Origin of the sequence: Streptomyces nogalater, from assembly GCF_039532885.1 — a bacterium.
GTDB classification, from domain to species: domain Bacteria; phylum Actinomycetota; class Actinomycetes; order Streptomycetales; family Streptomycetaceae; genus Streptomyces; species Streptomyces nogalater.
This window is the reverse complement of record NZ_BAAASM010000024.1, coordinates 37,359-62,575: the sequence shown is the minus strand read 5'-3', so window position 1 is coordinate 62,575 and position 25,217 is coordinate 37,359. Positions and strand designations below refer to the sequence as shown.

The window sequence follows — 25,217 nt, the reverse complement described above, 5'->3', positions numbered from 1 at the left end:
GTATGCCCGGTCACTCCGGGGTGAACTCGTACTGCACTTCGCAGAGGTGCCCCGCCTTGACCATGACGGTGGCTTCGATGGGGCGGTCGCCGTCGCTGTACACGACACGCAGGGTCCGCAGCACCGGAAGGTCGCTCGGCAGGCGCAATGCCTGGTACTGCTCCTGGGTCGGTACTCGTGCGGAGACGCGGTCCATGCTCAGGCGCGGCGGAAAACCGAGTTCGGCGAGCAGGGCCGGGGTGCCGCCCCTGATCTTCCGCTTCTCCGTGATGGCGGTCCCCCTGGCGAGTGCCGACGGATAGTACGACTTGACCAGTTCGACCGGTTCCCCGTCGATGGAGAGCACCTGGTGCCGCAGGAAGACCGTCTCGTCGTCGGCGATGCCCAGGACCGCCGCGACGTCGGCGGGAGGCCGGACCTCACTCACGCCGAGGAGGGTGCTGCGGGCCTCGGAGCCCGGTTTGCCGGCCTCGGTAAGCCAGCGGAAAGGCTGCCCCGCCCCGGCTGGAGCCATGTACGAAGCGGGGCGCATGGTGCGCTGCCGATGCGCGCGGACGGTGACGGAGGCTCCGGCGCGACCGACCACGAGCCGCTCGGCCTTGAGCAGCTGAAGCGCCTTCTGAATGGTCGCGTTGGAGGCATTGAACCTCGCCTTGAGCTGAGCGGTCGAGGGCAGGGCGGAGCCGGGCGCCAGGTTGCCGCTCATGATGTCGTCCCGCAGATCGGCGGCGATCCGCTCGTGCAGAGACCGCCGGTCCTCGGCGCCGCTATCAGTAGGGGGCACGATCATCCGATCCGCATTTCGTAGCGCAGCCGCTGTGTATGGGCCGGCATGACCATCATGTCGACCTGAATGGGCCGGTCCCTGTCGTCCAGAGTGACCCGGCTCAGGGTGAGGACCGGCGCACCGGGGGCCAGTCGCAAGGCGTCACGCTCCTCCGAGCTGGGCAGTCGAGCGGTCACGTCCTCACGCACACGCCTGCCGACGTGGCCGAGTCCGGCCAGTAGGGTCACCGCTCCACCGGGGATCTTTCCTCGCTCGGCGAGAGGAGTCCCACGGGCCACGTCGGCGGGATAGTACGTGTCCGTCAACTCACAGGGCTCGCCGTCGAACTCGATGATCCGTCGGCGTACGACAACGCTCTCGCCCATGGGCAGGCCCAGGAGAGCGGCGACTTCCTCCGGGGCGGGCACCTCCCCTGCCTGCACGATGCGCTGACTGCCCTTGCCGCCTCTCGCCGCGGCCTCGGCTCCCCAAGCGTCCGGCTGCCCCTGCTCCCGTGGCGTCAGGTACGGCATCGAAGTACTGACCCACGCGCTGTCGCCCACAGTGTCCTCCTGAGTCGGTCGCCGACCTTGCCGGTCTACACGGTAAGTGACGCGCGTCGGTGACGCTCTGACGGGTGACCAACCTTACTGTATTTCGCGAAAGGCGGTATGGTGCCATCGATCGTGCAACCTGCAGCGAGGTGGTGGTGCGGCATGTCCCTCTTACGGCAACGACGTTTTCCCCGCTCTCCCAGATCCGTCAGAGCCGCCCGGGCGTTCGTGCTCGAAACCCTGACGCAGTGGGGATACCTCGACCGGCATGACGACGTACTCATCTGCGTCTCGGAGCTGGCCACGAATGCCGTACTGCACGGCGTGCCGCCGGGGCGCGAGTTCTGCGTGGGAGCTGTCGGGAGCGACTCATTGATCCGCATCGAAGTGCGGGACAGCGGAGGCGGAGACCCGGAGATCGTGCGGGGCCCGGCCGAGGGGTGCGGGGCAGGGGGCTTCGCATCGTGAGTGCCCTTGCCGACGACTTCGGCGTCACCCGGCAGAACCCCGGCAAGATCGTGTGGACGGAATTCAAATGCGGTCTTCCGGCCGCACCGGAGGTGCGCGATGGAAGCAGGTGAAAGGGCGCGGCTCGATGCGTACTTCACTCGGATCGCCTTCCGCTTCAGTCCCGAGGAGCGGCCGGCCGCCTTCCTGATCACCCATCTTCCGCCCGAGCGCCCGGCCTTCGTCCGAGCGGTGGCGTGTGTGACGGACCTCAGGGCAGTGCTGCCCAAACCGAAATCCGTGCACGCGGAGGCCCAGCGCGAAATCGAGCGCAACGGACATGTGTGCGACAAGCTGTCCCGGGAACTGTTCGCCGAGCCGGACCGAGCCGTTCGGTACATCGAGACACGGGCCGCGGGTCGGCCGGTGGTCCTTCTCGACGTAGGCGGATACTTCGCTCCATCGATCGAGGAGGTGTGCAGCCGGTTCTCGGGCCGGATCATCGGTGTGGTGGAGGACACCGAGAATGGGCATCGCCGGTACTCCGAGCTGGGAAAACTGCCCTGCCCAGTCGTGTCGGTGGCACGCTCACCGCTCAAGGAGCCCGAGGACTTCCTCGTGGGACAGTCGGTCGTGTTCTCGACCGAGGCACTCATGCGGAGCCGGGGCGACATCCTGCACGGCCGTACCGCTCTCGTCATCGGGTTCGGCAAGCTCGGGTCGAGCATCGCCCGCCTGCTGCACGCCAAGGGTGTACGCGTGACGGTCTACGACGTCGATCCCGTTCGCCGTACACAGGCGCTGTCCCAGGGCTTCGCGGTGGCGCGGGCACTCGCCAACGGGCTGGAGGACGCGGGGCTCGTCCTCTGTGCCACCGGAGCGCTCTCGCTACGAGGCGAGGACTTCGGCCGGCTGCGCAACGGTGCGTACGTCGCCACCGTGACCAGCAGCGAGGACGAACTCGAACTGGCCGGCCTCGCCGACGTGTACGAGCGCACCCACGTCGGCCCGCACATCACCCGGTACCTGACGACGGGGCACTACTTTTACCTCCTCAACGGCGGCAACGCCGTCAACTTCCTGCACGGCGCCAGCGTGGGACCGTTCATCTTCCTGGTGCAGGCCGAGATACTCGCCGCTTCCGCAGTGCTCGCTCGTGACGGACTCGACCCGGGCATGCACGAGATCGGTCCGGCCGATCGCGCCACCATCGCCGCGACCTGGCTCGACTACTTCAACCAGTGAGGACGTACTGTGCCCATCACAGCCGACCACATCCGCACGACCGTCGACGCGTACCTGAATGCCCGCCCGGCGGAGAAGGAGAGGCTCGCCCGCATCACGACGTTGCTCGACGACCCGGCGGCGGACATCACCAGTCGCAAGGAGTTCCGGGGGCACGCTACGGCGGGAGCGGTCCTGGCCGATCCCGCGGGGCGAGTCCTCCACATCGAACACCTGGCCCTTAGGCGCTGGCTGCTGCCCGGCGGACACCTTGAACCGGGCGACACCACTCTCCTCGCCGCGGCACTGCGCGAGCTGACCGAGGAAACGGGCATCCCCGGCTCAGCTGTCGTCCCGGTAGGGGAGTGCCCCGTACACATCGACGTCCACCCGATCCCGGCCAATCCCGCCAAGAGCGAGCCGGATCACCGGCACTTCGACTTCCGGTTCATGTTCCGCACGTCGGCCGACGTCGGTGATCTCCAGACCGAGGAGGTGACGGACGCTGCCTGGCGTCACGCTGGCGCGATCGAGGACGAGACGCTGCGCGGCCGGGTTCTCCTCGCCCTGCGCTGATGGGACGCGCACACGAAAGGGCGCCCGGTACGGAGACCGGGCGCCCTTCGGTGGTGGCTCAGTGGGACGTCGCCGCCGCGTCCGCCGCCTGGGCCTTCAGGGCCCGTTCGATGCCCGCGCGGGACTCCGAGACCAGCCGGCGCAGGGCCGCGTTCGGCTCGGCCGCGGCCAGCCAGGCGTCGGTCTTGGCCAGGGTGTCCTCGGAGACCTGGACCGCCGGGTACAGCCCGATGGCGATCTGCTGGGCCATCTCGTGCGACCGGGACGCCCACACGTCCTTGAGGACCTCGAAGTACCGGTCCGCGTACGGCGCGAGCAGCTCCCGCTGGTCGGTCTGCACGAAGCCGCCGATCACGGCCTCCTGCACGGCGTTGGGCAGCTTGTCGGAGTCGACGACCGACGCCCAGGCCTCGGCCTTCGCCTCCGGCGTCGGACGCGCGGCACGGGCGGTGGCCGCGTGCCGCTCACCGGCCGCCGTCCTGTCCCGCTCGTACTCGGCCGCGATCTCCGTCTCGTCGTACCGGCCGACCGCCGCGAGCCGCTCCACGAACGCCCAGCGCAGCTCGGTGTCGACGGCCAGGCCCTCGACGGTCTGCATGCCGTCGAGCAGGGCCTCCAGCAGGTCCAGCTGCTCGGGCGTGCGCGCGGTCGCCGCGAACGCCCGCGCCCAGGCCAGCTGGTGGTCGCTGCCCGCCTCGGCCGCGCGCAGATGGGCCAGCGTGGCGTCGGTCCAGCGGGTCAGCAGCGCCTCGCGGGCGGACGGGTCGGCGTACAGGTCGATGGCCAGCTTCACCTGGCGGTGCAGCGACTGCACCACGCCGATGTCGGTCTCCTTGCCGATGCCGGAGAGCACCAGGGAGAGGTAGTCGCGGGTGGCCAGTTCGGCGTCCCGCGTCATGTCCCAGGCCGACGCCCAGCACAGCGCGCGCGGCAGCGACTCGGTGAAGTCGCCGAGGTGTTCGGTGACCACCGCGAGCGACCGCTCGTCCAGCCGGACCTTGGCGTAGGACAGGTCGTCGTCGTTGAGCAGCACCACGGCCGGGCGGCGCTTGCCGGCCAGCTGCGGTACGGCCGTCAGCTCGCCGTCGACGTCCAGCTCGATCCGGTCGGTGCGCACCAGCTTGCCGGCGTCGGACAGGTCGTAGAGGCCGATCGCGATGCGGTGCGGGCGCAGCACCGGCTCGCCCTTGGCGCCGGCGGGCAGCGCCGGGGCCTCCTGGCGGACGGCGAAGGAGGTGATGACACCGTCGGCGTCCGTCTCCACCTCGGGGCGCAGGATGTTGATGCCGGCCGTCTCCAGCCACTTCTTCGACCAGGTCCTCAGGTCCCGGCCGGAGGTCTCCTCCAGGGCGCCCAGCAGGTCGGACAGGCGCGTGTTGCCGAACGCGTGCCGCTTGAAGTACGCCTGCACGCCCTTGAAGAACTCGTCCTCGCCGACGTACGCCACCAGCTGCTTCAGCACGCTGGCGCCCTTGGCGTAGGTGATGCCGTCGAAGTTGACGAGCACGTCGTCCAGGTCGCGGATGTCCGCCATGATCGGGTGGGTGGACGGCAGCTGGTCCTGCCGGTAGGCCCAGGTCTTCATGGAGTTGGCGAACGTGGTCCACGAGTGCGGCCAGCGGGAGCCGGGGGCCGCGGCCTGGCAGGCGATCGACGTGTACGTGGCGAACGACTCGTTCAGCCACAGGTCGTTCCACCACTCCATGGTGACCAGGTCGCCGAACCACATGTGGGCCAGCTCGTGCAGGATGGTCTCCGCGCGCACCTCGTACGCCGCGTCGGTCACCTTCGACCGGAAGATGTACTGGTCGCGGATGGTCACCGCGCCCGCGTTCTCCATCGCGCCCGCGTTGAACTCGGGCACGAACAGCTGGTCGTACTTGGTGAACGGGTAGGCGTAGTCGAACTTCTCCTGGAACCAGTCGAAGCCCTGCCGGGTGACCTCGAAGATGGCGTCCGCGTCCAGGAACTCGGCGAGCGAGGGCCGGCAGTAGAGGCCGAGCGGCACCGACCGGCCGTCCTTCTCGTACACGCTGTGCACGGAGTGGTACGGGCCGGCGATCAGCGCGGTGATGTACGTCGAGATCCGCGGGGTCGGCTCGAAGGACCAGACGTTGTCCTTCGGCTCCGGGGCCGGAGAGTTGGAGACGACGGTCCAGCCCTCGGGCGCCTTCACGGTGAACTTGAAGGTGGCCTTCAGGTCGGGCTGCTCGAAGGAGGCGAAGACGCGCCGGGCGTCCGGCACCTCGAACTGCGTGTACAGGTACGCCTGCTCGTCCACCGGGTCGATGAAGCGGTGCAGGCCCTCGCCGGTGTTGGTGTAGGCGCAGTCCGCGACGACCCGCAGGATGTTGGGGCCCTCCAGCAGGCCCGGCAGCGCGATCCGCGAGTCCTTGAAGACCTCGGCGGGGTCGAGCGGGTCGCCGTTGAGGACCACCTCGTGGACGGTGGGCGCCACCAGGTCGATGAAGGACTCGGCGCCGCCCCGGGCCACGTCGAAGCGCACCGTGGTCACGGACCGGTAGGGGCCCCCACCCTGCGCGCCGGAGAGGTCGAGATCGATCTCGTACGAGTCAACGGTGAGCAGCTCGGCCCGCTGCTGCGCCTCTTCGCGAGTCAGGTTTGTGCCAGGCACGCGGTCATCTCCTCGATATGTGTCGGTTGCGCCATCCTTCCACGGGAGCGCGGGGGAACGCGATGTCCGCTTCCCCCCGGTCACCGTGGCGTCCGGGGCCGTACGCCGAGGAGGGCACGGACACACGGAAGGCCGCCCGGGGACGGCCTTCCGTGCGCCGCTGGTCCGCGTCGCGCGCTCAGCTCACCACGATCACCACGACACCGGTGCCGACGAGTCCGTTGTGGAAGCCGTTGCCGAAGAAGTTGTTGTGGAAGCCGCAGCCGTGCCCCCAGCCACCGCGGTCGGAACAGCCGTGGTGGGTGGAGACCTGCCCCGGTGTGGCCGCCGAGGCCGTACCCGCCGTGCCGATGGCCGCGCCACCGGCCAGGACGGTGCCGGCCGCGGCTGCCGCGAGGAGACGCCTCACGCGTAGTGCTTTCATGGGCCTACCTTCCTTCCACGCCCTCGTGGGGGTTTTCCGGCACGGGGGCGATGGGTGCCACCGCGGCGCGCGGTGCGCGGCGCGGTACGCAGGTGATGCCGCGGGGGCGGGGGGCACGTCCCGTGTGCCCGGCCGGGGCTTGTGACCGGGGCACTCGCCGACGGCGGGCACACCGCCCGACCGCGGCCCTCCTCCAACACGCTAGCGGCCCCCCGACGGCTCGGCATCTCGGACCCGAGCCCGGCCCCGGCCCCCGGCCCCCGGCCCGCCCGGCACCGCCCTGCGGCGTCAGCCGCCCGGCCGCCCCGCCTCCACCTCCGCCAGTGTCCGGGCGAACTCCCGTACCGTCTCCGTCTCCGCGTCCCGGTGCCAGACCAGGGCCAGTTCGGAGTCCGGGACGCCGTCGACGGGGACGTAGGCGAGGTCGGTGCGCCGGTGCTGGGCGGCCGTGGGCCGGCACAGGAGGAGGGCGCCGCGGCCGGCGGCGGCCAGGGACAGGGCCTCCTGGAGCGTGGTGGCCGCCGGACCGGACAGCGTCCCGGGGGCGCGGGCGGCACGCCAGTACCGCGGGGCCGGCGCCGCCGCCCCGATCAGCGGCACGGCCGCGAGGTCCGCCGCGCCGACCCGGTCCCGGCCGGCGAACGCGTGCCGGCGGGAGACGGCCAGCGTGTGCCGCTGCCGGGAGAACACCGGGCCGACGACCAGGTCCGGCTCCGCCACCGGCAGCAGCACCACCGCCGCGTCCACCGCGCCCCGCCGCACCGCCCCGAACGGATCCGCGTACGGGATCTCCACCAGGTCCACCGAACGGGCCGGGTCCTTCGCCTCGAACGCCGTCACCGCCTCCAGCAGCGGCGCGTAGGCCGTCCCCTGGAAGCCCAGCCGCAGCGGACCGGCCCCGCCCCGGGCCACCGCCCGCGCGTCCGCCACCGCCGCGTGCAGCGCCCCGTACGCCGGACGCAGCCGCTCCAGGAAGCGTTCGCCGAGCGGGGTCAGCGCCACCCGGCGGCTGGAGCGGTGCACCAGGCGGGCGCCCACCCGGCGTTCCAGCGCGGCCAGCAGCTGGCTCACCCGGCTCTGCGACACGAACAACCGCTCCCCGGCCCGGCCGAAGTGCAGCTCCTCGGCGAGTACCAGAAAGCACTCCAACTCCCGTAGCTCCAGCCCGGACACGCGACTCCCTCCGCCGATCACCGACGCTCATGCAAGGGTGAGCGGATCGCCGTTGTTCCCGCGCCGCCCGCGGCAAAGGCTGGAGGGCATGGTCTTCCACCGAACCCCCCACCCCCGAACCCGCGCCCTCGGCCCCTCCGGGCGGCCCGACACCCCGTCAGGCCGCCCGGACCGGCCCTGGGCCGCCGTCGGGATGCTCGCCGCCGCCACCTTCGCCGTCGTCACCACCGAGATGCTCCCCGTCGGCCTGCTCACCTCGCTCGGCGCGGGACTGGACGTCTCCGCCGGCACCGCGGGCCTCGCGGTCACCCTGCCCGGACTGGTCGCCGCCGTCGCCGCCCCGCTGCTGCCGGTCGCCGTGCGCGGCACCGACCGCCGTACCGTGCTGTGCGCGCTGCTGCTCCTGCTCGCCGCCGCCAACCTGCTCACCGCGCTCGCCCCCGCCTTCCCCGTGGTGCTCGCCGCCCGGCTGCTGGTCGGGATGTGCATGGGCGGGGTGTGGGCGGTGGCCGCCGGGCTCGGCGCGCGGCTGCTGCCCGGGCCCTCGGCCGGCCGGGCCACCGCGCTGGTCTTCAGCGGGATCGCGGTCGCCTCGGTGCTCGGCGTACCCGCCGGCACCTTCCTCGGCGCGGCGGCGGGCTGGCGCACCGCCTTCGCCGCGATGACCGGCTGCGCGCTGCTGGTGGCGGCCGGGCTGGCCGTCGTCCTGCCGCCGCTGCCCGCCGAGGGCGCCGTCCGCCTCGGCACGTTCCCCCGGCTGCTCGGCGCCACCCGGGTGCGGTGGCTGCTCGTCACCATCGCCCTGCTGGTCACCGGCCACTTCGCCGCCTACACCTACGTCCGCCCCGTCCTGGAACGCACCCCGGGCACCGGTCCGGGCCTGGTCGGCACCCTGCTGCTCGGCTACGGACTCGCGGGCGTCGCCGGGAACTTCGCGGGCGGCGCGCTCGCCGCCCGCCGTCCGCGCCGCGCCCTGCGGCTGATCGCCGCGGTGCTCGGCGCGGTCGTCCTGCTGCTCGCCCCGGCGGGCGGCTCCGCCCTCGCGTCGGCCGCGCTGCTGGCGGCGTGGGGCCTGGCGTACGGCGGGGTGTCCGTGTCCGGCCAGCGGGCCCTCACGGCCGCCGCGCCCGAGGCCCCGGAGGCCGCGTCCGCCCTGTTCGCCGGGGTGTTCAACGCGGCCATCGCGCTCGGCGCACTGGCCGGCGGACGGCTCGCGGACGGGCCGGGACCGACCGCCGCCCTGCTCGCGGGCGGTGTGCTCGCGGGGCTGGCGGCCCTCACCCCGGGCCGCGACGAGCAGGGGGCGGCCACGTCACCGTGACCGCCCCCGACCGCGCGGGTCTCTTACCGGCCCGACAGCTCCGCCGCCACCAGCTCCGCGATCTGCACCGCGTTCAGCGCGGCGCCCTTGCGGAGGTTGTCGTTGGAGATGAACAGCGCCAGACCGTTGTCCACCGTCTCGTCACGGCGGATACGGCCGACGTACGACGGGTCCTGGCCGGCCGCCTGGAGCGGGGTCGGGATGTCGGACAGGGCCACGCCGGGCGCCTTCGCCAGCAGCTCGGTGGCCCGCTCCGGGCTGAGGGGGCGGGTGAAGCGGGCGTTGACCTGGAGGGAGTGGCCGGAGAAGACCGGCACGCGCACACAGGTGCCGGACACCTTCAGCCCGGGGATCTCCAGGATCTTGCGGGACTCGTTGCGCAGCTTCTGCTCCTCGTCGGTCTCGTTCAGACCGTCGTCCACGATCGAACCGGCCAGCGGGAGCACGTTGAAGGCGATGGCGCGCCGGTAGACCTGCGGCTCGGGGAAGTCGACCGCCTGGCCGTCGTGGGTGAGCTTGTCGGCCTCGGCCGCCACCTTCTGCACCTGGCCGTGCAGTTCGGCCACGCCCGCGAGACCCGAGCCGGACACCGCCTGGTAGGTGGCGACGACCAGCGCTTCCAGGCCGGCCTCCTCGTGCAGCGGCTTCAGTACCGGCATCGCGGCCATCGTGGTGCAGTTCGGGTTGGCGATGATGCCCTTGGGGCGGTCGGCGATCGCGTGCGGGTTCACCTCGGAGACCACCAGCGGGACCTCGGGGTCCCGGCGCCAGGCCGAGGAGTTGTCGATCACGACGGCGCCCTGGGAGGCGACCTTTTCGGCCAGCGCCTTGGAGGTGGCGCCGCCCGCGGAGAAGAGCACGATGTCCAGGCCGGTGTAGTCCGCGGTCGCCGCGTCCTCCACCGTCACACCGTCCAGCACGGTCCCGGCCGAACGGGCCGAGGCGAACAGCCGCAGCTGCGTGACCGGGAAGTTCCGCTCCGTGAGGATCCTGCGCATGACCGTGCCGACCTGACCGGTGGCTCCGACGATTCCGACCCTCACGGCGACTCCCTCTTGTGTGTCTCTTGCCTGACCGGGGCGTTTCCATCATGCGGCCGACCCCGGTCCACCTGTCCAATTCTTTGCCCAGCGTGCCCGAGGAATGGGACACGGCCCTCCCTCGAACGGTTCCACACGTCCGCCCGGCACCCCGTCGGACTGGAGGAATTCCCTCCACGACGGCCCCGCGCCGCAAGCTGTGCCGTCCCGTCCCTGCCCGCGCGGGCCCCGGCCATACGAAGGTGTGACGTACGCCTCTGTGACCGGCCGCCGAGCGGGCCTGGACCACCGGGGAAAGGAGAAGGGGCGGGAGTCCCCTGGACACCCGCCCCTCCCTGTGCCGTCACCCCGTTACGGAGTGACCTTGCCGAGCTTCACGCTGGCCGTGCCCGCCGTCGTACCGCGCGCGTTCACCAGCTGCACCCGGCCGAAGAACTCGCGGCCCGCCGGGGCCTCGGCCGTGGCCGTGACCTGGCCGGCGACCGTCGCCGAGGCACCCGTGGCGAGGTGGACCGGGGCCGGGTCGGCGACCGTGACGGAGCCGAGGGCGGTGGAGAAGAACACGTCCCGGTAGTCGTAGTCGGTCGAGCCGGACGGGACGGCGTAGCCCACGACCTTGATCGTGTAGGTGCCGGCGGCCGGGGACGGCACGGAGACCGCCTCCTCCGAGTCGCCGTCGGCGGACGAGTCGACTTCCTTGCCGGACGCGTCGTACACCGTCAGGTCCAGGTCGGCCGCCGCGTCCGAGACCCGCCCGATGGCGACGTCGAGCGAGGTCGCGCCGGCCGGGACGGTCACCGTGGTGGTCCGCGTCTCGCCCTCCTTGATCGCCGGCCGGGCGGACTCGGCGGAGCCGAGCGGGCCGCCGGTCAGCCTGCCGTCCAGCGGGGCGTACCCGTTGGTCACCTTCCAGGACGCGGTGACCGGGGTCCCCACCTCGGCCTCGGGTACGGTCACGGTCTCCGGGTCGAAGGCCGCGCCGAGGACGGAGACGTCCAGCCGGTAGGGGTTGTCGAGCAGCGGGGAGGTGCGCCGGGACTCGACCTCGACCTCCCAGACGCCGGGCTGCGGGTCGGCGTAGGCGCGCACGTCGGGCTTGCAGCCGTTGCCGTTCAGGTAGTTGTTGTAGCAGTACGGCGTGCCGGTGTTGTCGGAGGGGACGCCGTAGGGGTGGAGGGCGACGAACCGGGTCTGGCTGCCGTCCTCGAGCCCGCCGAGGGCGACCTCCAGGGACGTCGCGCCCTCGGGCACGGTCAGGAAGTACGACCGGGTGCTGTTGCGCTGCACCGAACCGGTCGCGGAGTAGGTGTACTTCACCGGCTCGGCGACGACGACCGTGGTCAGGATCTGCTTGTCGACGCCCTCGGTCCTCGGGTCGTCGACCTCCAGGATCGCGCTCTTCAGGCCCGCCGACCCCGGCGCCGCCTGCACCCTGACCGTCACCGGCCGGTTCAGCGGGAGCCGCACCACGTCGTCACCGAGGATCCGGAAGGTGTGCCCGGCGTTGTTCTCGAAGTGCAGCTCGTGCCGGAGCGCCTTGTCCGGGCCGGACGTACGGGTGACCGTCACGTCGTACGTCTTCTTCTGCCCCGCCTTCAGGCCGCCCTCGCGGTCGTACAGGCCGGTGCCGTAGCCGGGGGTCTTCAGGGCGTCGTCGATGGCGGTGTCCACCGGCGCCTTGACGGTGTAGTCGTGGGCGGTGGCGCCGTCCTCGATGGCGTCCCAGGCGTCCACGATGTTGATCAGGCCCGCGCCCTCCTCGTACGCCTGGACGCCCTTGATGTGGTCGGCGGTCGAGGTCAGCGCGGTGCGCAGCCGGGCGGGGGTGAGGCCGATGCCCTCGCGCTTCGCGGCCGACAGCAGCAGCGCGGAGGCGCCGGTGGCCTGCGGGGCGGCCATCGAGGTGCCCTGGAGCATCGAGTAGCCGGCCGGGAGGGAGTAGCCCGCCTCGGCGACCGGACCGCCCGGCAGCCAGGTCTGCGTGGTGTTGATCGCGGCGCCGGGCGCGCTCAGGGTCGGGGTGAAACCGCCGTCCTCACGCGGGCCGCGCGAGGAGAACGGCATCATCGCGTACTTCTTCTCCACGACCGAGCCGTAGTTGGCGGCCCAGGTCTCCTTGGAGATCGTCGCGCCGACCGAGACGACCTTGTCGGCCAGGCCCGGGTCGCCGATGGTGTTGGTGCCCGGCCCGGAGTTGCCGGCGGAGATCACCAGCTGGACGCCGTAGGTGTCGATGAGCCGGGTGTACAGCTCGGCGCGCGCGTTGTTGCCGTCGTTGAGCGCGGGCAGTCCGCCGATCGACATGTTGACGATGTCGACACCGCGCTTGGTGACCAGGTCGATCATGCCCTCGGTGAGGGCGACGTTGGTGCAGCCGCCGGTCCAGGTGCAGGCCCGCGAGGAGACGATCTTCGCGCCGGGGGCCGCGCCGTTCATCTTCCCGCCGAACAGGCCGTGGGCGGCGGTGATGCCGGCGACATGGGTGCCGTGCTCGGACTCGATGACACCGATGTTGACGTAGTCGGCCTTGGCGCCGGAGGCGTTGTAGACGACGTCCTTGCGGGTCTCGACCACGAACGGGACGCGCTCGGCGACCTCGGTCGCCGGGTCGTCGGTGCCGAAGTAGCCCACCTGGAAGCCGTCCTTGTACGGCTTCATCGGCGCGTCGTCGGTGAAGTCCAGGTTGTCGTCCGTGTCGACCCGGACCGTACCGGCGGCCGGGTCGTACAGCACGCCCCAGGCGTCGGTGGTGTCGCCGTCCCGGTTGAGGTCGCCCTTCTCGTCACCGCCGGCGGTGGCGGACTCGTATATGTAGTTGAACTTGTACGAGCCCTCGGGCGCCGTGAACTTCTCGGCGCCCTGCGCGGTGGTGACGGAGAAGGCCGGGCCGGTGACGCCGGTGGTCATCCGCCGCCAGGTGCCGTCGCCGTCGGTGACCGGGTCGGTCGCGGTCACCCAGTCGACGATCTTCCGCTCGCCGGTGGTGGTCGTGCGCAGCGCCGGGTGGCCGAGGTCGACACCGGAGTCCAGGATGCCGATGGTGACCCCGCGCCCGTCCGCCTTCGGGTGGTCCCGGACGAAATCGACGGCACCGGTCTCGAAGGACGGGTTGTACGGGTTCTCCGCGGGCGTGTTCCGGCCCGGTGCCGGGTAAGCTGACTTGCCGGACGGGGACTTGACGCCCGTGGGCGCCGGGTCGTCCAGCGGGATCTCCCGCTTGAGGTCGATGGCCCGCACGGAGGAGAGCTTCACGGCGGCGGTGATGGCCGAGTCCGCTCGGCCCGTGGGGACGGTGGCCCGGACGTAGCCGAGCTTGTCGTCGGTGCGGCCCACGAGACCGCCGTCGACCGCGTCCAGTTCCCCGGCGACCCGCTCCGTCTGCCCGGGCGAGGTCGCGATCATCAGAGTGACGTTCTTGGCGCCGTCGGCCTTGGCCTCGGCGAGCAGGGCGGCGTCGTCCGGACCCAGCTTGTCGTGGGCGGACTTGACGCCGGGGTCGGCGGCCGGGGCGGGGGACGGCTCGGCGGCCAGGGCCGACGGGACCGGTCCGGCCGCGGAGAGGGCGGCCACCACGCCCACGGCCACGGCTATGCGGGCCAGGCGTCTCGGGCCGGATATGGGATCACGCTCGGGGGCGGTGTGGGTCATCGGCATCCCTCAGGTCAAGGAACGAGCGGACGGAAGCGCTCAGCCTGACCGAAAGGGCGCGATTTCAGGGGTCCGTTGACCCAATCGAAATGAACGTATGGGGAAAACCCGCGATGGAAAACGGACTTGTTCCGACGGTATGGGACGGAATACGGTCATTACGTACGGGCTGACCTGCCGGTGCCCGGATTCCCGCTCGCCGGTCCCCACCGCACGGATTAACGTCCGCGCATGCGAAGGAATTTGAGAGTGGCGGCCTACGCCGTGTGCGTCCGCGACGGACGACTCCTGCTCGCCCGGTCACCCGCGCCCGACGGCACCCCGGAGTGGGTGCTGCCCGGCGGTGGCATGGAACACGGCGAGGACCCGTACGACACCGTCCGCCGCGAGGTCACCGAGGAGACCGGCTACCGCATCGAGGTGACCGGCCTGCTCGGCGTCCACACCCGCCGGTTCGTCGGGGACCCGCGCGTGGGCCGCCGCCTGGACCACCAGTCCCTGCGGATCTTCTACGCGGGCGAGGTCACCGGCGGGGAACTCCGTCCCGAGGTCGGCGGCTCCACCGACTTCGCCGCCTGGCACGACCTGGCCGCCGTACCCGGTCTGGCCCGGGTGCAGACGGTCGACATCGGGCTGCGGCTGTGGCGCGAACGCCCGCCGCACGGACGGCTCGCGGACCGGCCGGACGTATCGCCGTAGGGGCGGGGGAGCGGTCCGGAGGGGGAGGGGGCCGGCCCGGCAAGGGCCCGAAGTCACCCGTCCGGCGCACACCCGGCAACCCGCGCGCCCAGGACCGGGCCCCTCCCCACGACCGCTGCGCACCCACAGGCAGGGGACGACATGCGCGTACGCACGGCCGTGGCCGGCCAGGAGTTCTGTCAGCCGGAGACGCGGTTGAGCACCGGCAGATAGCCGAGCGACTGGCCCGGCGCCGTCGGGTGGTAGGACTCGGTGATCGCCAGGATGTCGACGCTGTGCAGCCAGGGGCGGGACGAGCAGATCTCGTGCCCGGCGAAGGCGGCGGTGACATCGGCGAAGGTGAAGCCGTGGGCGGCGGCGCGCCCCGCGAGCACCTCGTTGAGATGGTCCACGGCGTCGTTCAGGGTGGCGCGCTCGCCGTCCTGGAGGCCGAGCGCGCAGGCGCCCTTGAGGTGGTACAGGTGCGGGTAGCCCAGCACCACGACCCGGGCGGCGGGCGCCCGGTTCCGGATGGCCGTGTAGAGGCGGTCCAGGCGCTCGGTCAGCGATCCGTCCATGGTGTCGCGCGCCCGGTCCACGGCGGTGTGGCAGCGGCCGGAGCCGCCGATCGCGCAGAGCGCCATGACGCCGGCGAAGCCCGAGTCGTGGCCGCCGACGGTGAGGGTGACCAGGCCGGTGCGCGGGCTGAGGTGGCCGAGCTGCTCGGTGAGCACCTCCTCCGTGCCGGCGCCGTTGCACGCGGCGAAGCTGAACGTGGCCGGCGCGTGCGCCTCGGCCCACAGCACGGGGTAGGCCCGGCTGCTGCGCTTGCACTCCTTGCCGGAGGCCAGGTAGTCGCCGGCGCCGACACCGGAGGAGTAGGAGTCGCCGAGGGCCACGTAGCCGCCGGCCGGGGCGCGGGGCGGCGCCTGGGCGGTCGCGGGGCCGGCGAACGCGCAGGCCGCCGCGAGGAGCAGGGAGCACGCGCCCGCCGCTGTTCGGGTCTGTCTCATGACTCTCCTGTACCGGGGCCCGTGCCGCCCCGCCCGCCGCGTTCGTCCGCCCGGGTGAGCCCTCACCCGGGCGGACGAGCAGAACTGGCCGGCCCGGCGGCTAGCGGGGCAGCACCACGACGTACGCGGCCGGGTCGCGGTCGGCAAAGGCCATCAGCGCCGTCCGCACCACCGTCGCCTGCTGCTCGGGGCAGTCCCGCAGCTTCCTCGGTGTGAGGTACACGACCGTGATGCCGAGGCGTTCCAGGTGCTCGCGCTTGCCGGTGTACCGCGACCACACCGCGTCGTCGTCCTGCCGGGACATCCGGGTGTCCAGCTCGACCGCCACCGCGTGGTCGGGCCAGTAGGCGTCCAGGCGGCCCAGATCCGGGCCGCCGGGCAGGCGCAGCTCGACGTTCCACAGCGGGTCGGGCAGGCCGTGCTCGCGGACCATCCGGTAGAGCCGGCCCTCGGCGACCGAGCGGCCCTCCGCGAACACCGCGTCCACCGCGTCCGCCACGTGCGGCCGGTGCAGCAGCCGCGCCCGGGCCAGCTCCCGCAGCAGCGGGGCCGGTTCGCAGTGGCCGCCGCGCACCGCCTCGGTCAGCAGCCGCCGTACCGTCTCGGTGTCGGTCGGCTCCGCCACCGCGTCCGCCAGCGCCCGCGCCACCGGTGCCACCGGCAGCCCCGCCACCGGCTGCGGCTCGGGCGGTTCGGCGGTGCGCAGGATGCGGACGTACCCGGTGGAGCGCGGCCGGCGCGGCCGGGACACCAGGACGTCCACCCGGTTCAGGGCCTCGGGCGGCGGGGTGGCCGAGAAGCCGTGCAGGGCCAGCGCCGCCGGCCCGGTGAGCACCGCGTCCGGGTACTGCGGCCGGTGCGGTCCCTGGGCCGTCGGCTGGGCCGGCACACCCTGCCGCGCCGCGCGGGCCGCGTACAGCAGGGCCCCGTGCAGCCGCTCCTCGCCGCTGGGCGGACCGGAGTGCAGCAGGACCACCTGCGGCAGCAGCTCCCGCCAGGGGCCGTCGGGTCCGCACCGCTCGGCCAGCTCGGCCGGGGACACACCGTGGGCGCGCAGCTGGGCCGCCGTCAGGACCCGGCGGTGGACGTCGGCGAGGTGGCGCAGGGGGCGCGGGGAGAGGGGGGTGTCGTGCGTCATGGCCTCGGAATCCCCGGTCCCGACCGGCCCGTAACCGCTGTTACACATCCGTCGAAGAATGCGGACAAGACGGTACTAAAGGTCAGGTGTTCGGATGCCGAGAGGGCAGCAGAAACCCCTGGTCCGATCGGGTGTGGACCAGGGGTTACGGCTCTGTGTGCCCGGATTTCGTAACGGTCACCGGCCGGGCAGACTCAGGCCAAGGCTCAGCGGTCGGCCGTCGCGTCGCACTCCTGCGCGCGCAGCGCCCGGGCCAGGTCGTCCCGCGCCTCCAGCACCAGCCGCCGCAGCGCCGGCGCCGCGTCCTCGTGCGCCGTGAGCCACGCGTCCGTCGCCTGGAGCGTCTCCGGCCGGTCCTGCAACGCCGGGAACAGCCCCCGCACCACATCCATGCCGATCTGGATCGACCGCTCCCGCCACACCCGCTCGATCGCCGCGAAGTACAGCTGCGCGTACGGCGCGGTCAGCTCCCGCTGCGACGGTTGGGCGAACCCCGCGATCGTCGCCTCCACCAGCGCGTTCGACAGCGCGTCCGACTCCACCACCTGCGCCCACGCCTGGGCCTTGACCGCCGCCGACGGCCGCGCGGCAAGGCAGCGCACCTGGTGCCGCTTGCCGGACGCCGTGTCGTCCCGGGCCAGCTCCGCCGCCAGCACCGACTCGTCGGCCGCCCCGTGGGCCGCCAGCGGCTCCAGGAACACCCAGCGCAGCTCCTGGTCCACCTCCAGCCCCTCGATCTGCGTGGTGCCGTCCAGCAGATCCGTCAGCAGCTTCAGATCCGGCTCCGAGGAGGCCACCGCGGCGAAGAACCGCGCCCAGGCCAGCTGGTGCTCGCTGCCCGGCGCGGCCGACCGCAGCTCCCGCAGCGCCCCCTCGGCCAGCAGCTCCCCACCGGTGCGGCGCCAGGCGGGCGCCGCGTAGTGGGTCAGCGCCGAGTTCGCCCAGGCGTGCAGCATCTGCAGCACGCCGATGTCCGACTCGCGGCCCGCGAACCGCAGCACCAGGGCGATGAACTCCCGCGCCGGCAGCAGCCCGTCCCGGGTCATGTTCCACAGCGCCGACCAGCACAGGGCGCGCGCCAGCGGATCCGTCAGCCCGCCCAGGTCCGTGCGCAGCGTCTCCAGCGAGGTCGTGTCGAACCGGGTCTTGCAGTAGGTCAGGTCGTCGTCGTTGACCAGCACCAGCTCCGGCGCCTGCTGCCCCGCCAGCTCCGCCACGACCGTACGCGGCTCGTGCACGTCCGTCTCCGCGCGCGCGTAGCGCTGGAGCGTGCCCTCGGGCGTCCGCCGGTACAGGCCCACCACGATCCGGTGCGGACGCAGCTCCGGGTGCGACTCCGGGGCCTCCTGGACGACGGCCAGCTCGGCGATCCGGCCGCCCGTGGTGTCCAGCAGCACCTGCGGGGTCAGCGCGTTCACGCCCGCCGTCTGCAGCCACGACCGCGCCCACGCGCTCATGTCCCGGCCGCTCGTCTCGCCCAGCACCGACAGCAGATCACCCAGGCGCGTGTTGCCGTACGCGTGCCGCTTGAAGTAGCGCCGGGCGCCCTCCAGGAACGCGTCCTGGCCGACGTACGCCACCAGCTGCTTGAGTACCGAGGCGCCCTTGGCGTAGGTGATGCCGTCGAAGTTCAGCTTGGCGTCCTGCAGGTCGCGGATGTCCGCCGTGATCGGATGCGTCGAGGGCAGCTGGTCGGCGCGGTACGCCCACGCCTTGCGCCGGTTGGCGAAGGTGATCCAGGCGTCCTTGAACCGGGTCGCGCCCACGTTCGCGAACGTGCCCATGAAGTCCGCGAAGGACTCCTTCAGCCACAGGTCGTCCCACCACTCCATGGTGACCAGGTCGCCGAACCACATGTGCGCCATCTCGTGCAGGATGACGTTGGCCCGCGCCTCGTACGACGCCTGCGTCACCTTGCCCCGGAAGACGTACTCCTCCCGGAACGTCACCAGGCCCGGGTTCTCCATCGCGCCCAGGTTGTACTCCGGCACGAACGCCTGGTCGTACTTCCCGAAGGGGTACGGGTAGTCGAAGTGCTCGTGGAAGAAGTCCAGGCCCTGCTTGGTGACCAGGAAGATGTCGTCGGCGTCGAAGTACGGGGCGAGCGCCTTGCGGCACATCGCGCCCAGCGGGATCTCCAGCTTCGTGCCGTCCTCGAAGGTACGGCTGTAGGAGTCCGTCACATAGTGGTACGGGCCCGCCACCACACACGTGATGTACGTCGAGATCGGCTTCGTCTCCGCGAACCGCCACACGCCGTCCACGAGTTCGCCGGCGCCGTTGCCCCACACCGTCCAGCCCTCCGGCGCCCGCACCTCGAAGCGATACGGCGCCTTCAGGTCCGGCTGCTCGAAGTTCGCGAAGACCCGGCGGGCGTCGGCCGGTTCGTACTGCGTGTACAGATAGACCTCGCCGTCCTCCGGGTCGACGAAGCGGTGCAGGCCCTCGCCGGTGCGCGAGTACGCGCACTGCGCGTCCACCACCAGCTCGTTCTCCGCCGCCAGGTCCTCCAGCGCGATCCGCGAGCCGTCGAAGACCTCGCCCGGGTCCAGGTCCCGGCCGTTGAGCGAGACGGAGGTGACCCGGGGGGCGATCAGATCGGCGAAGCTGGAGGCGCCCGGCTCGTTGCAGCGGAACCTCAGGGTGGTCACCGAACGGAACGTGCGCGGCTCGCCGTCCCCGTCGCCGACGGCGGACCGCAGGTCCAGGAACACGTCGTAGCCGTCGACGGACAGCAGGGCGGCCCGCTCCCGGGCCTCGTCGCGGGACAGATTCTCACCGGGCACGGACGGCACTCCCTTGTGATCGCGTGTAGAGCGGCAGAAACAGGACCGATCCTGCCATGTGCTCCTGACGGCGGACAGCGGGGAATGCGGGTGGCGCCGGCCTCGTTGTCGCGGGAAACGCACGTTTCGCCAAGGAGCGCCATGTCCGAGACCGTCACCTCGTCCGGCAAGACCCCCGTCGACTTCTGGTTCGACCCGCTCTGCCCGTGGGCCTGGATGACCTCCCGCTGGGTGCTGGAGGTGGAGAAGCTCCGCGACATCGAGGTCCGCTGGCACATCATGAGCCTGGCGGTCCTCAACGAGGACAAGCTGGACGAGCTGCCCGCCGACTACCGCGAGCTGCTGACCACCAAGGCGTGGCCGGCGGTCCGGGTGGTCACCGCGGCCTGGCAGAAGCACGGCGAGGACGTCGTCGGCCCGCTCTACACCGCGCTCGGCACCCGCATCCACAACAACGGCGAGGGCGCGACCCCGGAGGCCATCGCGGGCGCGCTCGCCGACGTCGGCCTGCCCGCCGAGCTGATCGACTACGCCGGCCAGGAGGACTTCGAGTTCGAGGCCGAGTTGCGCGCCTCCCACAAGGAGGGCATCGACAAGGTCGGCCAGGACGTCGGCACGCCGGTCATCGCGCTGCCCGGCCCCGACGGCGGGCAGATCGCCTTCTTCGGCCCCGTCGTCACCCCCGCGCCCAAGGGCGAACAGGCCGCCCGCCTGTGGGACGGCACGGTGGCGGTGGCCTCGGTACCGGGCTTCTACGAGATCAAGCGGACCCGGACCAAGGGCCCGGACTTCAGCAATCTGTAACTTCGCGTCGTATCTCTAACTTCGCGCCGTACAGGGAAGACCCCCGTGAGTCACGTCCTCACGGGGGTCTTCTTTCATCCGCCTGCCGTCGCGAAGGGTGAGAAGACGATCACGAGGCAGGACGTTCGGGGCGCCCGGACGCTCAGGGCGCGAGCAGCAGCACGTTGGCGCGGGACTTGGCGGCCTCGTAGCGCTTGGCCACGTCCTGCCAGTTGACCACCTGCCACATGGCCTCGATGAAGTCCACCTTCTGGTTCTTGTACTGCAGGTAGAAGGCGTGCTCCCAGGCGTCGAACACCAGGATCGGGGTGGAGCCCTGGCCGACGTTGCCCTGGTGGTCGTAGACCTGCTCCACGACCAGGCGCCCGCTCAGCGGCTCGTAGGCGAGCACGCCCCAGCCCGAGCCCTGGGTGGTGGCCGCGGCCTTGGACAGCTGGGCCTTGAAGCCGGCGAAGGAGCCGAAGGACTCCTTGATGGCCTCGGCCAGCTCACCGACGCCGTCCTGCGCCAGCGGTTCGCCGCCGCCGTCCTTCGGGCCGGTCATGTTCTGCCAGTAGATCGAGTGCAGGATGTGCCCGGAGAGGTGGAAGGCCAGGTTCTTCTCCAGGCCGTTGACCGAGCCCCACGACTCCTTGTCCCGCGCCTCGGCCAGCTGCTCCAGGGTGTCGTTGGCGCCCTTCACATAGGCCGCGTGGTGCTTGTCGTGATGCAGCTCGATGATCTCCGGGCTGATGACCGGGGCGAGCGCGGAGTAGTCGTAGGGCAGGTCGGGCAGCGTGTAGACGGGCATGGGTGATCCCCTCCGGAACCTTATTGCAAGTCTCTTGCAACTACACGCTAGCAACAAGTGGATCAGGGCAACAGAAAGGCCCCCACGTGTCTTCCGTGGGGGCCTCTCCCGTGATGGCGCTCAGCCCTTGGCGCGCAGCCGCTGCCAGGCGTAACCGACCGCGGCCAGGACCAGGGCCATGCCGCCCGAGGAGTACAACTGGGTCCGGGTGTCCGGCTCGCGCCACATCAGCACGAAGATCGCGGCCATGCCGGCCAGCGCGACCCAGGTCAGCCACGGGAACGCCCACATGCGCACGATCAGCCGCTCGGGGGCCTCGCGCTCGATGCGCCGGCGCAGCAGCAGCTGGGAGACGGCGATGAAGATCCAGACGATCAGGATGACCGCGCCGATCATGTTCAGCAGCCACTTGAAGATGTCGTCCGGCCGCCAGTAGTTGAGCAGCACGCACACGAAGCCCAGCACGGAGGAGACGACCACCGCGATCCGGGGCACCCCGCCGGACAGCCGCGCCAGCACCTTCGGGCCCTGGCCGCGCTCGACCAGCGAGAAGGCGATGCGCGAGGCACCGTAGATGTTGGCGTTCATGGCGGACAGGAGGGCGACGAGGATGACCACGTTCATCAGCTGGCTCGCGCCGGGGATGCCTATCTGTTCCAGCGTGGCGATGTACGGGCCCTTCGCCGTGACCTCCTTGGAGTCCCACGGCACCAGGGTGACGGCGACCGCCATCGAGCCGATGTAGAACACGGCGATGCGCCACATCGCCGTACGCACGGCGGACGCCACGCCCCGCACCGGGTCCCGGGACTCGGCCGCCGCGATGGTGACCGTCTCCAGGCCGCCGTAGGCGAAGACCGAGGCGAGCAGGCCGATCACCAGGCCGTTGCCGCCGTTGGGCATGAAGTCGCTGAGGTGGGAGGTGCCGGGCGCGTCCGTGCCGGGCAGTACGCCCGCGATGGCCAGCACGCCGAGGACCAGGAACAGGGTGATCGCGCCGACCTTCAGCGTGGCGAACCAGAACTCGAACTCGCCGAAGTTCTTCACGGCGGCCAGGTTCGCGCCGCAGAACACCACCATGAACAGGGCCACCCACATCCACTGCGGGGTGCCCGGCAGCCAGCCCTGGACGATCTTCGCGGCTCCCATGCCCTCGATGCCCACCGCCGTACACAGCAGCACCCAGAACGACCAGCCCGCCGCGAAGCCCGCCCACGGGCCGATCGCGCGTTCGGCGTGCGCGGAGAAGGAGCCGGACGACGGGTAGGCGGCCGACATCTCGCCGAGCATCCGCATCACGAGCATCACCAGCACCCCGGACAGGGCGTAGGCGACGACGATGGACGGACCGGCCGCGGCGATGCCCGCGCCGGAACCGACGAAGAGGCCCGCGCCGATCACCCCGCCCAGGGCGATCATCGACAGATGGCGCTGTTTGAGGCCGTGGGAGAGGGAGCCGGCCGCCTGCTGCGGTGTCGTCTCCGTGGTCGTGCTGTTGGGCATGGGTGCTGCTCTCCCCCGTGCAATGGGCGGGCAAAAACCCCGCCAGTCTCCGCGTCCCGTCCGCTCAGGCGAAGGGGTTGACCACTATCCGGACACCTCTGGTGCGCAGGGTTAATCTACGGTTACCGCGTCGAGCGTGGCCAGACATCGTGAGGGACTCGCAACTCCTTTGGTGGGATCCCACAGTTGGGATGCCCGTCCGAGCCTCTCGGCATACGTGAGGGAAACGTCTCTTCCCTAGTGATCAGTCTCACGCCCCGCCCGGTGTAATCCGCAGGCTTTGTCCGGAGCCCACCAATCCGCCGTTCCGGCCTTTGTCGGGCGCTGACGGTGATCGCGGCGAGCGCGCCGGTATAGCGTCACGGTGTCCCGACGTGTCCACACCATTCCGCGGAGTCCCCATGAGCACCGCCACCGCCACCGCCCGACCCGGCGCAGTCCTCGCCGACCTGCTCCCGGCCTCCCGCGTCCGCGACGCCGCCCTCGTGGTCGGCGGCGCCGCGCTCATCGGCCTCGCGGCCCAGCTGTCGGTGCCGGTGCCCGGCTCCCCGGTGCCGGTGACCGGCCAGACCTTCGCCGCGCTGCTCGTCGGCACCGCCCTCGGCGCCCGCCGCGGCGTTCTCTCCCTCGCCCTGTACGCGGTCGCCGGCCTGGCGGGCGTGCCGTGGTTCGCGGACGGCAAGGCTGGCACCGGCCTCGTCTCCTTCGGCTACGTCCTCGGCATGCTGCTGGCCTCCGCCGTCGTCGGCGCCCTGGCCCGGCGCGGCGCCGACCGCTCGCCGCTGCGCATGGCCGGCACGATGGTCCTCGGTGAGGCCGTGATCTACGCCGTCGGCGTGCCCTACCTGGCCCTGGCGGCCCACCTGTCCGCGTCCGAGGCGATCGCGGCCGGCCTCACCCCCTTCCTGATCGGGGACGCCCTCAAGGCCGCCCTGGCCATGGGCGCCCTGCCCGCCGCCTGGAAGGCCGTCGGCAAGCGCTAGGCCCCGCGCCGCGCACGGCAGAGGCTCGCCGGGTCGGGATCTTCCGACCCGGCGAGCCTCTTTCTCGTCCACGGGGGATGTACGGGGGTGTGTTCCGGCGGGGTCTGCCGGGGATGTCGTGTTCCCCGGGGCCGGTCAGCCGACGGACACCTTGTCGGCCGGGGTCTCGGCCGCGGGCGCCGGGCGGCCCGCCGCCAGCCGCTGCCTGACCACCGCGATCACCAGCACGACCGCCGCGACCAGCAGCGACAGCAGCACCGTCCGGCGGCCGTCGTGCTCGGTGTCGAAGAGCATGTAGACCAGCACGCCCGTGATCAGCGTCGCCGTCGCCCAGGTCAGATACGGGTACAGCCACATCTTCACGACCAGCTTCTCCGGCGCCTCCCGCTGGAGGATCTTGCGCATCCGCAGCTGCGAGAAGCAGATGACCAGCCATACGAAGAGCGCCACCGCGCCGGAGGAGTTGACCAGGAAGAGGAAGATCTTGTCCGGGGACAGGTAGTTGAAGAAGACGGCGACGAAGCCGAACACGACCGAGGCGAGGATCGCGGTCATCGGCACGCCCCGGCTGTTGACCCGCGCGAACGCCTTGGGCGCGTCGCCGCGCTCGCCGAGCGAGAAGGCCATCCGGGAGGCCGTGTACAGGCCGGAGTTCAGACAGGACAGCACCGACGTCAGCACGATGACGTTCATGATCTGGCCGGCGTGGTCGATGCCCAGCGAGTTCAGCGCGGCGACGTAGGAGCCGTCCTTCGCGATGGACGGGTCGTTCCACGGCAGCAGCGAGACCACGACCAGGATCGAGCCCAGGTAGAAGACGCCGATCCGCCAGATGATGCTGTTGGTGGACTTGGTCACCGCGCGCTGCGGGTCCTCGGACTCGCCGGCCGCCAGGGTGGCGATCTCGCTGCCCATGAAGGAGAACACGACCAGCAGCACACCGGTGAGGATCGCGCCCGGACCGTGCGGCAGGAAACCGCCGTGCGAGGTGAGGTTGCCGAAGGACGCCTTGTCCGCGTCGACGCCCGGCAGCACGCCGAACACGGCGAGCAGACCGATGACGACGAACGCGCCGATCGCCACGACCTTGATCCCGGCGAACCAGAACTCGAATTCGCCGTAGGAGCCGACGGAGACGAGGTTGGTCGCGGTCAGCACGATCATCACGATCAGCGCCCAGCCCCATTGCGGGACGGCCGGGACCCAGCCTTCGAGGATCTTCGCGCCGGCGGTCGCCTCGACCGCGAGGACGACGACCCAGAAGAACCAGTAGAGCCAGCCGATGGAGAACCCGGCCCAGCGGCCGAGCGCGCGGTCGGCGTGCGCGGAGAAGGAGCCGGACGTCGGATTGGCGGCGGACATCTCGCCGAGCATCCGCATCACGAGGACGACGAGCGTGCCGACGAGGGCGTACGACAGGAGGATGCCGGGTCCCGCTGTGGCGATACCCGAACTGGAACCGACGAAGAGACCGGCTCCGATGACGCCACCGATCGCGATCATCGACAGATGGCGGTTCTTGAGTCCTGCTTGGAGGCCCGAACCAGGGGTCATGGACGGAATTCCTTTGCGCCAGGTGGAGCTGCCCGTACGAGCGGTGTACGAGTCGGTCCAGTGAATCCGAGGCCAACGGAATCGGGAACCTCCGAATCCGTATCGTTACCTGTGGTTCCCTTCAGGATCTATGGCATGTCTCACATCATTCGGGCACCAT

General features: G+C 71.4%; 20 protein-coding genes. 7 read left to right on the top strand and 13 right to left on the bottom strand.

All coding sequences use genetic code 11. From position 1 onward, the window contains the following. Positions 1 to 10: 10 nt before the first annotated feature. Complete coding sequence (locus ABD350_RS17905) at positions 11 to 790, bottom strand: GntR family transcriptional regulator (RefSeq protein ID WP_344349146.1); 780 nt, start codon at positions 788 to 790, stop codon at positions 11 to 13. Further along, positions 787 to 1,329 carry a GntR family transcriptional regulator gene (locus tag ABD350_RS17900; RefSeq protein ID WP_344349145.1) on the bottom strand — a complete coding sequence of 181 codons (543 nt, stop codon included), beginning with the start codon at positions 1,327 to 1,329 and terminating at the stop codon, positions 787 to 789. The genes ABD350_RS17905 and ABD350_RS17900 overlap by 4 nt, the downstream gene beginning before the upstream one ends. Positions 1,330 to 1,437: 108 nt before the next feature. On the opposite strand from ABD350_RS17900, the gene ABD350_RS17895 reads away from it, so the two are divergent. The 3 genes from ABD350_RS17895 to ABD350_RS17885 all read left to right on the top strand — a co-directional run bounded on the left by ABD350_RS17895 (position 1,438) and on the right by ABD350_RS17885 (position 3,567). Next, entirely contained in the window at positions 1,438 to 1,788 is a 351-nt protein-coding gene (locus ABD350_RS17895) for an ATP-binding protein (RefSeq protein WP_344349144.1), read from the top strand. A 99-nt stretch (positions 1,789 to 1,887) separates the two neighbouring features. Next, the gene (locus ABD350_RS17890; protein ID WP_344349143.1) at positions 1,888 to 3,012 is read left to right on the top strand and encodes an adenosylhomocysteinase; all 1,125 of its coding nucleotides are present in this window, start codon (positions 1,888 to 1,890) and stop codon (positions 3,010 to 3,012) included. Positions 3,013 to 3,021: 9 nt separating this feature from the next. Next, positions 3,022 to 3,567 (top strand): NUDIX hydrolase, encoded by a 546-nt coding sequence (locus ABD350_RS17885; protein ID WP_344349141.1) that lies wholly within the window; start codon positions 3,022 to 3,024, stop codon positions 3,565 to 3,567. Between the two features lie 58 nt (positions 3,568 to 3,625). Here ABD350_RS17885 and pepN (ABD350_RS17880) read toward each other — a convergent pair whose 3' ends face one another. From pepN (ABD350_RS17880) to ABD350_RS17870, 3 genes are all read right to left on the bottom strand, one after another. Then, the gene (pepN, locus tag ABD350_RS17880; protein WP_344349140.1) at positions 3,626 to 6,202 is read right to left on the bottom strand and encodes an aminopeptidase N; all 2,577 of its coding nucleotides are present in this window, start codon (positions 6,200 to 6,202) and stop codon (positions 3,626 to 3,628) included. Between the two features lie 178 nt (positions 6,203 to 6,380). Continuing rightward, complete coding sequence (locus tag ABD350_RS17875) at positions 6,381 to 6,626, bottom strand: hypothetical protein (protein ID WP_344349139.1); 246 nt, start codon at positions 6,624 to 6,626, stop codon at positions 6,381 to 6,383. 288 nt (positions 6,627 to 6,914) lie between these two features. Then, a complete protein-coding gene (locus ABD350_RS17870) occupies positions 6,915 to 7,799 on the bottom strand; it encodes a LysR family transcriptional regulator (protein ID WP_344349138.1) in 885 nt (294 codons plus the stop codon). Positions 7,800 to 7,887: 88 nt separating this feature from the next. Between ABD350_RS17870 and ABD350_RS17865 the strand changes: the two genes are divergently transcribed. Then, positions 7,888 to 9,120, top strand: coding sequence for an MFS transporter (locus tag ABD350_RS17865; RefSeq protein ID WP_425584192.1), 1,233 nt, complete (start codon positions 7,888 to 7,890; stop codon positions 9,118 to 9,120). A gap of 23 nt (positions 9,121 to 9,143) precedes the next feature. Here the strand turns inward: ABD350_RS17865 and ABD350_RS17860 are convergent, their stop codons facing one another. Continuing rightward, positions 9,144 to 10,163, bottom strand: a complete 1,020-nt coding sequence (locus tag ABD350_RS17860) for an aspartate-semialdehyde dehydrogenase (protein WP_344349136.1) — start codon at positions 10,161 to 10,163, stop codon at positions 9,144 to 9,146. Between the two features lie 348 nt (positions 10,164 to 10,511). Beyond that, positions 10,512 to 13,808, bottom strand: coding sequence for a S8 family serine peptidase (locus ABD350_RS17855; protein WP_344349135.1), 3,297 nt, complete (start codon positions 13,806 to 13,808; stop codon positions 10,512 to 10,514). 231 nt (positions 13,809 to 14,039) lie between these two features. Here ABD350_RS17855 and ABD350_RS17850 point away from each other — a divergent pair, with 231 nt between their 5' ends. Continuing rightward, complete coding sequence (locus tag ABD350_RS17850) at positions 14,040 to 14,507, top strand: NUDIX hydrolase (RefSeq protein WP_344349133.1); 468 nt, start codon at positions 14,040 to 14,042, stop codon at positions 14,505 to 14,507. Positions 14,508 to 14,686: 179 nt separating this feature from the next. On the opposite strand, the gene ABD350_RS17845 is transcribed toward ABD350_RS17850, so the two are convergent. The 3 genes from ABD350_RS17845 to pepN (ABD350_RS17835) all read right to left on the bottom strand — a co-directional run bounded on the left by ABD350_RS17845 (position 14,687) and on the right by pepN (ABD350_RS17835) (position 19,423). Next, the gene (locus tag ABD350_RS17845; RefSeq protein WP_344349132.1) at positions 14,687 to 15,499 is read right to left on the bottom strand and encodes an SGNH/GDSL hydrolase family protein; all 813 of its coding nucleotides are present in this window, start codon (positions 15,497 to 15,499) and stop codon (positions 14,687 to 14,689) included. Positions 15,500 to 15,599: 100 nt separating this feature from the next. Further along, on the bottom strand, positions 15,600 to 16,637 hold the full coding sequence (locus ABD350_RS17840; RefSeq protein WP_344349131.1) for a hypothetical protein: 1,038 nt from the start codon (positions 16,635 to 16,637) through the stop codon (positions 15,600 to 15,602). Positions 16,638 to 16,843: 206 nt separating this feature from the next. After that, complete coding sequence (gene pepN / locus ABD350_RS17835) at positions 16,844 to 19,423, bottom strand: aminopeptidase N (protein WP_344349129.1); 2,580 nt, start codon at positions 19,421 to 19,423, stop codon at positions 16,844 to 16,846. Between the two features lie 141 nt (positions 19,424 to 19,564). Between pepN (ABD350_RS17835) and ABD350_RS17830 the strand changes: the two genes are divergently transcribed. After that, the gene (locus ABD350_RS17830; RefSeq protein ID WP_344349128.1) at positions 19,565 to 20,227 is read left to right on the top strand and encodes a mycothiol-dependent nitroreductase Rv2466c family protein; all 663 of its coding nucleotides are present in this window, start codon (positions 19,565 to 19,567) and stop codon (positions 20,225 to 20,227) included. Positions 20,228 to 20,369: 142 nt separating this feature from the next. Here the strand turns inward: ABD350_RS17830 and ABD350_RS17825 are convergent, their stop codons facing one another. Next, the gene (locus tag ABD350_RS17825; RefSeq protein WP_344349127.1) at positions 20,370 to 21,017 is read right to left on the bottom strand and encodes a superoxide dismutase; all 648 of its coding nucleotides are present in this window, start codon (positions 21,015 to 21,017) and stop codon (positions 20,370 to 20,372) included. 120 nt (positions 21,018 to 21,137) lie between these two features. Further along, a complete protein-coding gene (locus ABD350_RS17820; RefSeq protein ID WP_344349126.1) occupies positions 21,138 to 22,520 on the bottom strand; it encodes an amino acid permease in 1,383 nt (460 codons plus the stop codon). 401 nt (positions 22,521 to 22,921) lie between these two features. Between ABD350_RS17820 and ABD350_RS17815 the strand changes: the two genes are divergently transcribed. Beyond that, complete coding sequence (locus ABD350_RS17815) at positions 22,922 to 23,503, top strand: biotin transporter BioY (RefSeq protein ID WP_344349125.1); 582 nt, start codon at positions 22,922 to 22,924, stop codon at positions 23,501 to 23,503. 135 nt (positions 23,504 to 23,638) lie between these two features. Here the strand turns inward: ABD350_RS17815 and ABD350_RS17810 are convergent, their stop codons facing one another. Continuing rightward, positions 23,639 to 25,057 carry an amino acid permease gene (locus tag ABD350_RS17810; protein WP_344349124.1) on the bottom strand — a complete coding sequence of 473 codons (1,419 nt, stop codon included), beginning with the start codon at positions 25,055 to 25,057 and terminating at the stop codon, positions 23,639 to 23,641. Positions 25,058 to 25,217 lie beyond the last annotated feature (160 nt).

What these genes read in the sequence shown, in the direction of transcription:
- ABD350_RS17815 (WP_344349125.1), top strand. Translation starts at nt 22,922, where the DNA reads ATGAGCACCGCCACCGCCACCGCCCGACCCGGCGCAGTCCTCGCCGAC.
- ABD350_RS17905 (WP_344349146.1), bottom strand. Translation starts at nt 790, where the DNA reads ATGATCGTGCCCCCTACTGATAGCGGCGCCGAGGACCGGCGGTCTCTG.
- ABD350_RS17840 (WP_344349131.1), bottom strand. Translation starts at nt 16,637, where the DNA reads ATGACGCACGACACCCCCCTCTCCCCGCGCCCCCTGCGCCACCTCGCC.
- ABD350_RS17855 (WP_344349135.1), bottom strand. Translation starts at nt 13,808, where the DNA reads ATGACCCACACCGCCCCCGAGCGTGATCCCATATCCGGCCCGAGACGC.
- ABD350_RS17830 (WP_344349128.1), top strand. Translation starts at nt 19,565, where the DNA reads ATGTCCGAGACCGTCACCTCGTCCGGCAAGACCCCCGTCGACTTCTGG.
- ABD350_RS17895 (WP_344349144.1), top strand. Translation starts at nt 1,438, where the DNA reads ATGGTGCCATCGATCGTGCAACCTGCAGCGAGGTGGTGGTGCGGCATG.
- ABD350_RS17825 (WP_344349127.1), bottom strand. Translation starts at nt 21,017, where the DNA reads ATGCCCGTCTACACGCTGCCCGACCTGCCCTACGACTACTCCGCGCTC.
- ABD350_RS17890 (WP_344349143.1), top strand. Translation starts at nt 1,888, where the DNA reads ATGGAAGCAGGTGAAAGGGCGCGGCTCGATGCGTACTTCACTCGGATC.
- ABD350_RS17820 (WP_344349126.1), bottom strand. Translation starts at nt 22,520, where the DNA reads ATGCCCAACAGCACGACCACGGAGACGACACCGCAGCAGGCGGCCGGC.
- ABD350_RS17875 (WP_344349139.1), bottom strand. Translation starts at nt 6,626, where the DNA reads ATGAAAGCACTACGCGTGAGGCGTCTCCTCGCGGCAGCCGCGGCCGGC.
- ABD350_RS17810 (WP_344349124.1), bottom strand. Translation starts at nt 25,057, where the DNA reads ATGACCCCTGGTTCGGGCCTCCAAGCAGGACTCAAGAACCGCCATCTG.
- ABD350_RS17845 (WP_344349132.1), bottom strand. Translation starts at nt 15,499, where the DNA reads ATGAGACAGACCCGAACAGCGGCGGGCGCGTGCTCCCTGCTCCTCGCG.
- ABD350_RS17850 (WP_344349133.1), top strand. Translation starts at nt 14,040, where the DNA reads ATGCGAAGGAATTTGAGAGTGGCGGCCTACGCCGTGTGCGTCCGCGAC.
- ABD350_RS17865 (WP_425584192.1), top strand. Translation starts at nt 7,888, where the DNA reads ATGGTCTTCCACCGAACCCCCCACCCCCGAACCCGCGCCCTCGGCCCC.